Source organism: Pelomicrobium sp. (genome assembly GCF_036803785.1).
GTDB lineage: Bacteria > Pseudomonadota > Gammaproteobacteria > Burkholderiales > UBA6910 > Pelomicrobium.
In genome coordinates, this window is sequence record NZ_DAIRTR010000132.1 from 1 (window position 1) to 8,017 (window position 8,017).

Below are 8,017 nucleotides of genomic sequence, written 5' to 3' on the forward strand. Positions count from 1 at the left end.
CCCGGGGAGCGGCTCCCCCTGCTGGCCGAAATTCAGCTCGAGCGCATCCAGGAGGCCCTCGCCCGCAGCCGCCCCCAAGTGGTGGTGGTCGACTCCATTCAGACGCTCTACGCGGGCGCCCTCCAGTCCGCCCCTGGCTCCGTAGCCCAGGTGCGGGAGTGCGCCGCCCAGCTCACCCGGCTCGCCAAGGCCCATGCCACCGCCCTCGTGCTGGTGGGCCACGTAACCAAGGAAGGCGCGCTGGCCGGTCCAAGGGTGCTGGAGCACATGGTGGACACGGTGCTCTATTTCGAAGGGGACACCCACTCCAGCTTCCGGCTAATCCGGGCCTTCAAGAACCGCTTCGGGGCGGTGAACGAGCTGGGGGTGTTCGCCATGACCGAGCGGGGATTGCGCCCGGTGTCCAATCCATCGGCCCTGTTCCTCTCCCATCATGAGCGGGAGGTGGCCGGCTCTTGCGTCATGGTAACCCAGGAAGGCACCCGTCCCCTGCTGGTGGAAATCCAGGCCCTCGTCGACACCGCGCATGCCCCTAACCCCCGGCGCCTCACCGTGGGGCTGGAGCAGAACCGCCTGGCCATGCTCTTGGCGGTGCTGCACCGCCACGTGGGCATTGCCTGCTACGACCAGGACGTGTTCGTGAACGCCGTGGGGGGCGTCAAGATCGACGAGCCGGGGGCGGACCTGCCGGTGTGCCTAGCGATCGCTTCCTCCTTAAGCGGCCGTCCATTGCCCGCCAAGCTGGTGGCCTTCGGCGAGGTGGGGCTCGCCGGGGAAGTACGGCCGGTGCAGCGGGGGCAAGAACGGCTCAAGGAGGCAGCCAAGCTCGGCTTCCACCGGGCGGTGGTACCCAAGGCGAACGCGCCCAAGCATCCTCCTGCGGGAATCGAGCTGATGGCCGTGGAGCGCATCGAGCAGGCGGTGGCCCTGCTGCGCGAGAGCGCCCCCAGAGGCCCATGAGCGCGCTGGACGAGTCCAAGGCCGCCGAGGTGACCTTACCCGAGGCGGCTCAAGCGATCCACGGGCAGGCGGTGCGCTCCCTGTTCCAGCTGTTTGAGAGCATCTGCGAGGGGGCGGTGATCGTGGACCGCGACGCCCGCATCGTTTGGATCAGCGACAAGTACTTGGCCTTACTCGGGCTGGCCGGTGCCCATCAAGCCCTGGGCAAGCCGGTGGAAGCGGTGATCCCCGCCAGCCTCATGCGTCGGGTGGTGGAAACGGGAGAGCCGATCCTGCTGGACATCATGGAGTTCGGCCAGCAGTCCTTCGTGGTGACGCGTCTGCCCCTGCGGGGAGAAGACGGCCGGGTGACTGGGGCAGTCGGTTTCGTGCTCTACGACCGACCCCAGTATCTGAAGCCCCTGGTGTCCAAATTCACCCGCCTGCAGCGCGACTTGGCGCGGGCCCAGCGGAAGCTGGCCGAGCACCAACGCCCCAGGTACAGCTTTTCCAGTTTCGTCGGTTCAAGCGCCGCGTCCCTAGAGGTAAAGCGACAGGCACGCCGGGCTGCCCAGCTCGATACGCCGGTGCTGATCCAGGGGGAGATCGGCACCGGCAAGGAACTGCTGGCCCACGCCATCCATGCCGCCTCGACGCGCTCAGACGGCCCCTTCGTGAGCGTCAGCCTGGCGGGGGTGCCCGAACCGGTCTTGGAGCAGGAGCTGTTCGGGGCGGCCTCCGGCAACGAGGGCGCACCGCGCCGCCTTTGGGAGGGCAAGCTCCGGCGGGCCCAAGGGGGCAGCCTGTTCCTGGACGAGGTGGGGGACATTCCGCTCGCGCTTCAACCCAAGCTCCTGCGGCTGCTGCAGGAGCAGGCGTTCGAGCTTCCCGGCTCCCACGAGATGGTCCAGGTGGACGTGCGGGTGATTGCCTCGACGAGCCGGGATCTGCGGCGTCTGGTCCAGGAAGGGCGACTGCGCGCCGACCTCTACTACCGGTTAAACGTGTTGCGCATCGACGTGCCTCCCCTGCGGGAGCGTCTGGAGGACCTGGAAGCCCTGTGCGAAGTGCTGCTCGAGCGCATCGCCGAGCGCAGCGGGCTGCCTCAACGGGAGCTGGCCCGGGACGCCTTGGCGCTGCTACGGGCCTATTCCTGGCCAGGCAACGTGCGGGAGCTGGGCAACGTGTTGGAGCAGGTCACCCTGCTGACGGAAAGCCGGCGCTTGGGGGCCGACGACTTTGCCCACGCTCTGCCCGCCGCTCCCCTCGCTTATGGCCGAGGCGATGGGGGGGGGAATCCGGCCCGTCCCCGACGCCTGGCGGAGGCGGTGGCCGAGTCCCAGCGGGAGGCCATTCGGGAGGCCCTCATCGCGGCCAAGGGCAACAAGGTGATGGCGGCCCGTCTCCTCGGCATTTCCCGCGCCAGTCTGTACGAGAAAATGGCCACCCTGGGTCTGACTTCACGGCCCTCCGCGGGACATGTCAAGTTTTTCAGACATCGAAACGCCTGAGGGATCAATTTGCTCTCTTGATCCTGGGCTATTATGTCTGCGGAACCGGTCAAGCCGGGACCCAGCGAGTCCCAGGTAAAAAGTCCCTGCCGGGCGCGGGCGTTTCGGTTCGAGTCTTGGGTCTCAAAAGAACCCTGGGATTGCCCACCCGAGCGCCAACGTATCCCTTGAGGCGCGCTCGGTTACAAGGTCCTTGAGCGCATTGGAGGAGGAGGGATGACCCACGTGAATCCTTATAACGTGGCGCTGGACCGCAATGCGGCGAATTATGCGCCCCTTTCCCCATTAAGCTTCCTGGAGTGGGCGGCCTGCGTCTATCCCAAGCGGCCGTCGGTGATCTACGGCGAGCGCAGGCTCACCTGGGCCGAGACCTACGCCCGCTGCCGGCGCCTCGCCTCGGCGCTGCAGCGCCGGGGCGTGGGGGAGGGCGATACGGTGGCCGTCATGGCCCCCAACATCCCCGCCATGGTCGAGGCCCATTTTGGCCCTGCCATGATCGGCGCCGTGCTCAACACCCTCAATACCCGGCTGGATGCCGAGGCCATCGCCTTCATGCTCCAGCACGGTGAGGCCAAGGTGTTGATCACCGACCGGGAGTTCTCCCCTACCATTGCCAAGGCCCTGGCCAGGCTAGAGAAGCGTCCCCTGGTGATCGACATCGACGACCCGGAGTACCAGGGGCCCGGCGAGCGTCTTGGGGAAAAGGAGTACGAGGCGTTTCTGGAGGAGGGCGATCCCGAGTTCCGCTGGTCGCTGCCCTCGGACGAGTGGAACGCCATCGCCCTCAATTACACCTCGGGCACCACAGGAAATCCCAAGGGCGTGGTCTATCACCATCGAGGTGCCTATCTCAACGCCATCAGCAACATCTTAGTGTGGGGCATGCCCCATCACGCCGTGTACCTGTGGACGCTGCCCATGTTCCACTGCAACGGCTGGTGTTTCCCCTGGACCATGGCGGCCAACGTGGGCGTGAACGTGTGCCTGCGCAAGGTGGAGATCGAGCGCATGCTGGAGCTGATCCGCCGGCACCGGGTGACCCATTACTGCGGTGCACCCATCGTGCATGCCATGTTCATCAACGCTCCGGACGAACTGCGCCGGGGCATCGATCACACGGTCTACGGCATGATTGCCGGGGCCGCGCCGCCGGCGGCGGTGATCGAGGGCATGGAGCGCATTGGCTTTCACATCACCCACGTCTATGGGCTTACCGAGACCTACGGCCCAGCGGCAGTGTGCGCCAAGCACCCCGAGTGGGAAACCCTTTCCCTCGCTGAGCGCGCCCGCATGAACGGTCGCCAGGGCGTGCGCTATCCGACCCAGCAGGGCATGACGGTGATGGATCCTAAGACCCTGGAGGAAGTGCCCTGGGATGGGCAGACCATGGGGGAGATCATGTTCCGCGGCAACATCACCATGAAGGGCTATCTCAAGAATCCCAAGGCCACCGAGGAAGCCTTCGCCGGCGGCTGGTTCCACACCGGTGACCTGGCGGTGATGGAGCCGGACGGCTATGTGAAGATCAAGGACCGTTCTAAGGACATCATCATCTCCGGAGGCGAGAACATCTCTTCCATCGAGGTGGAGGACGTCCTCTACCGCCATCCAGCGGTGCTTGCCGCGGCGGTGGTGGCCAAGCCCGACGAGAAGTGGGGCGAAAGCCCGTGCGCTTTCGTGGAGCTCAAAGAGGGCGCGGCCGTCACCGAGGAAGCGCTGATCGAGTTCTGCCGCCAGAACCTTGCCCACTTCAAATGTCCGAAGACGGTGGTGTTCGGGCCCTTGCCCAAGACCTCGACAGGGAAGATCCAGAAGTTCGTGCTCCGGGAGCGGGCGAAGGCGCTGTGACCCGCGGGGAAGGCAAGCCATGGCAGTGAACGGACAGATCATTCTCGAGACGAGAGGGCTCACCAAGGAGTTCAAGGGATTCGTCGCCGTGGACAACGTGAGCCTCAAGGTGCGGCGCGGCACCATCCACGCCCTGATCGGGCCCAACGGGGCGGGCAAGACCACGGTCTTTAACCTGCTCACGAAATTTCTCGAGCCCACCCAGGGGATCATCCTGTACAACGGGGAGGACATCACCCGGGAGAAGCCGGCCCAGATCGCCCGCCGGGGGATCGTGCGCTCGTTTCAGATTTCGGCGGTGTTTCCCCATCTCACGGTGCTGGAGAACGTGCGCATTGCCCTGCAGCGCAAGCTCGGCACCGCTTTTCATTTCTGGCGCTCGGAGAAAAGCCTGGAGGTCCTGAACGACCGAGCGCTGGAGCTCCTTGCCGCCGTGGACTTGCAAGACCACGCCCATACCGTCACCGTGGAGCTGCCCTACGGACGCAAGCGAGCCCTGGAGCTTGCCACCACCCTGGCGCTGGAGCCGGAGCTGATGCTGCTGGACGAGCCGACCCAGGGCATGGGTCACGAGGACGTGGGAAGAGTGGCGGAGCTGATCAAACGGGTCTCTGCCAACCGCACCGTCCTCATGGTGGAGCACAACCTGAACGTGGTGGCCCAGCTCTCCGACACCATCACCGTGCTCAACCGGGGACAGGTGCTGGCCGAGGGCAGCTACGAGGAGGTCTCCAACGACCCGAAGGTCCTGGAGGCCTACGTGGGGACGGCTCAATGACGAGCGCGTTCAAGCCCAACGTGGAGATGCTGCGGGTCTCGGACCTGCATGCCTTCTATGGCGAATCCCACATCCTGCACGGGATCGATTTCGTGGTAGAGCGAGGCGAGCTGGTGACGCTCCTTGGCCGCAACGGCGCCGGCCGAACCACGACGCTCAAAGCGATCCTGGGTCTCGTGGACCGACGCACGGGCTCGGTCATGATCAATGGCCGAGAGGCGATCAACCTCCCGCCCCACCAGATCGCCCATCTGGGCGTCGGCTATTGTCCCGAGGAGCGGGGCATCTATGCCAGCCTCACCTGTGAAGAGAACTTGCTGCTGCCTCCGGTGGTATCGAGCGGCGGCATGAGCTTGGAGGAGATCTACGAAATGTTCCCCAACTTGAAGGAGCGCCGCCAAAGCATGGGCGGTCGGCTCTCCGGTGGGGAACGGCAGATGCTAGCGATGGCCCGGATTCTGCGCACGGGTGCTCGGCTCCTGCTCCTGGACGAGATCACCGAGGGGCTTGCGCCGGTGATCGTGCACACCCTGGGGCGGGTGCTGCGCCAGCTCAAGGACAGAGGTTTCACCATCGTGCTGGTGGAGCAGAACTTCCGCTTCGCCGCGCCGCTCGCCGATCGCCATTACGTCATCGAGCACGGGCGCATCCTGGATATGGTGAGAAAAGAGGAGCTAGAAGGCAAGATGGAATTGCTGCACGACTATCTAGGCGTCTGACAACCCCTGACTGGGAGAGGAGAAAGCGATGAAACAAAAACTGATGAGCGTGCTGGTCGCAGCGGGGCTGCTGGCGGTCAACCCGGCGCTATCGGCCCAGCAGAAGATCTCCGACGGCGTGGTGAAGATCGGTGTTCTCACCGACATGTCCGGAACCTATTCGGACCTGGCCGGGCCGGGGTCTCTGCTCGCGGTGGAGATGGCGGTCAAGGATTTCGTAGCGAAGGAAAAGCCCAACTTCAAGGTGGAAATCGTCTCGGCGGATCATCAGAACAAAGGAGACATCTCCGCTAACAAAGCCCGGGAGTGGTTCGATCGGGATCAGGTGGACGTGATCGTGGATCTGGTAACCACCTCCACGGCGCTGGCGGTCATGAAAGTGGCCAAAGAGAAGAACAAGATCACCCTGGTTTCGGGAGCCGCCTCCACCCCCATCACCAACGAGCAATGCACCGACACCAACGTGCACTGGACCTACGACACCTACGCCCTGGCCGTAGGGACTGGCCGCGCGGTGGTGGAGCAGGGAGGCAAGACCTGGTTCTTCCTGACCGCCGACTACGCTTTTGGCCACTCCCTGGAGCGGGACACAGCGGCGATCGTGGAAAAGATGGGGGGCAAGGTGCTCGGTAGCGTGCGCCATCCGTTCCCCGCCCAGGACTTCTCTTCTTTCCTGCTGAGGGCGCAAGCTTCTGGAGCCCAGGTAATCGGCCTGGCCAATGCCGGTAACGACACGATCAATGCCATCAAGCAGGCAGCCGAGTTCGGCATTACCCCCAAGCAAACGCTGGCGGGACTGCTGATGTTCATCTCCGACGTCCACACCCTGGGTCTGAAGGCGACCCAGGGCATGTACCTCACCACCGGGTTCTACTGGGACTACAATGACGAGACTCGTGCCTGGTCGAGGCGTTTCTTCGAAGCCCGCAAGCGCATGCCCACTATGGTGCAGGCGGGCGACTACTCGGCGGTGTACCACTATCTGAAGGCGGTCAAGGCTGCCGGTACCGACGACACCATGACCGTCATGGCCAAGATGAAGGCAACGCCGGTCAACGACTTTTTCGCCAAGAACGGTAAGATCCGGGACGACGGGCGCATGGTGCACGACATGTACCTGGCCCAGGTGAAGAAGCCCGAAGAGTCGAAGTATCCCTGGGACTACTATCACATCCGCAAGGTGATCCCGGGCGATCAGGCGTTCATGCCGCTTTCTGAGAGCAAGTGCCCGCTGGTCAAGAAATAGGCGAAGACGGCGGGGTGAAGCGCGACCAGGGGACCAGGAGCGGCTTCCTGCCCTGGTCTGCGCATTCCCGTTCGAGTGGAGCGAAGCGATGGAGATCTTCGGCGTCCCCTTGCAAGGCTTGATGGCCCAGCTCCTGATCGGGCTGATCAACGGCTCGTTCTACGCCATCCTGAGCCTGGGGCTCGCCATCATTTTCGGGATGCTCAACATCATCAACTTCGCTCACGGCGCCCAGTACATGATGGGGGCATTCTGCGCCTGGATCGGGCTTACCTACTTTGGCATCAACTATTGGTGGGCGCTGTTGCTCTCCCCTCTGGTGGTAGGGCTGAGCGGCATCCTCATCGAGCGGGCGCTCCTGCAGTGGCTGTATAAGCTGGACCACCTTTACGGGCTGCTGCTCACCTTCGGCCTCGCCCTCATCATCGAGGGCCTGTTCCGTTACCACTTTGGCATCTCGGGTGAGCGTTATCCCGTGCCGGAGCTGCTCGCTGGCGGCATCGACCTGGGCTTCATGTTCTTGCCTGTCTACCGGGCCTGGGTGGTGGTGGCTTCGCTGGTGGTGTGCCTGCTTACCTGGTACATGATCGAGCGCACCAAGCTGGGGGCGTATCTGCGCGCTGGCACGGAGAATCCCAAGCTGCTACAGGCTTTCGGCATCAACGTGCCCTTGATGATCACCCTGACCTACGGCTTCGGCGTGGCGCTGGCCGCGTTTGCCGGGGTGCTGGCGGCGCCGATCTTCAACGTCAATCCGGTGATGGGCTCCAACCTGATCATCGTGGTGTTTGCCGTGGTGGTAATCGGCGGCATGGGGTCCGTCCTGGGCTCCATCGTGACTGGCCTGGGGCTGGGGCTAATCGAGGGCCTGACGAAGGTGTACTATCCGGAAGCTTCTGCCGTGGTGGTATTCGTGATCATGGCCATCGTGCTGCTCATGCGGCCAGCCGGCCTGTTCGGCAAGGAGCGATAGCAT

The 8,017-nt window shown here is 64.2% G+C and carries 7 protein-coding genes; all 7 read left to right on the plus strand.

The annotated features are described in order from the left end of the window. Positions 1–960, plus strand: a 960-nt coding sequence (gene radA / locus V7Q81_RS13040; RefSeq protein WP_333843992.1) for a DNA repair protein RadA, incomplete at its 5' end; no start/stop codon positions are given. Beyond that, a complete protein-coding gene (locus V7Q81_RS13045; RefSeq protein WP_333843994.1) occupies positions 957–2,450 on the plus strand; it encodes a sigma-54 interaction domain-containing protein in 1,494 nt (497 codons plus the stop codon). The genes radA and V7Q81_RS13045, both read left to right, overlap by 4 nt. 216 nt (positions 2,451–2,666) lie before the next feature. Then, positions 2,667–4,298 carry an acyl-CoA synthetase gene (locus tag V7Q81_RS13050; RefSeq protein ID WP_333843997.1) on the plus strand — a complete coding sequence of 544 codons (1,632 nt, stop codon included), beginning with the start codon at positions 2,667–2,669 and terminating at the stop codon, positions 4,296–4,298. A 25-nt stretch (positions 4,299–4,323) separates the two neighbouring features. Beyond that, positions 4,324–5,076: an ABC transporter ATP-binding protein gene (locus tag V7Q81_RS13055; RefSeq protein ID WP_333844009.1), complete on the plus strand. Its 753-nt coding sequence runs from the start codon at positions 4,324–4,326 to the stop codon at positions 5,074–5,076. Next, a complete protein-coding gene (locus tag V7Q81_RS13060; RefSeq protein ID WP_333844000.1) occupies positions 5,073–5,795 on the plus strand; it encodes an ABC transporter ATP-binding protein in 723 nt (240 codons plus the stop codon). Before V7Q81_RS13055 ends, V7Q81_RS13060 begins: the two co-directional genes overlap by 4 nt. Before the next feature lie 28 nt (positions 5,796–5,823). Beyond that, complete coding sequence (locus V7Q81_RS13065; protein WP_333844003.1) at positions 5,824–7,041, plus strand: ABC transporter substrate-binding protein; 1,218 nt, start codon at positions 5,824–5,826, stop codon at positions 7,039–7,041. Positions 7,042–7,129: 88 nt separating this feature from the next. Then, positions 7,130–8,014, plus strand: coding sequence for a branched-chain amino acid ABC transporter permease (locus V7Q81_RS13070; protein ID WP_333844006.1), 885 nt, complete (start codon positions 7,130–7,132; stop codon positions 8,012–8,014). Positions 8,015–8,017: the final 3 nt, after the last annotated feature.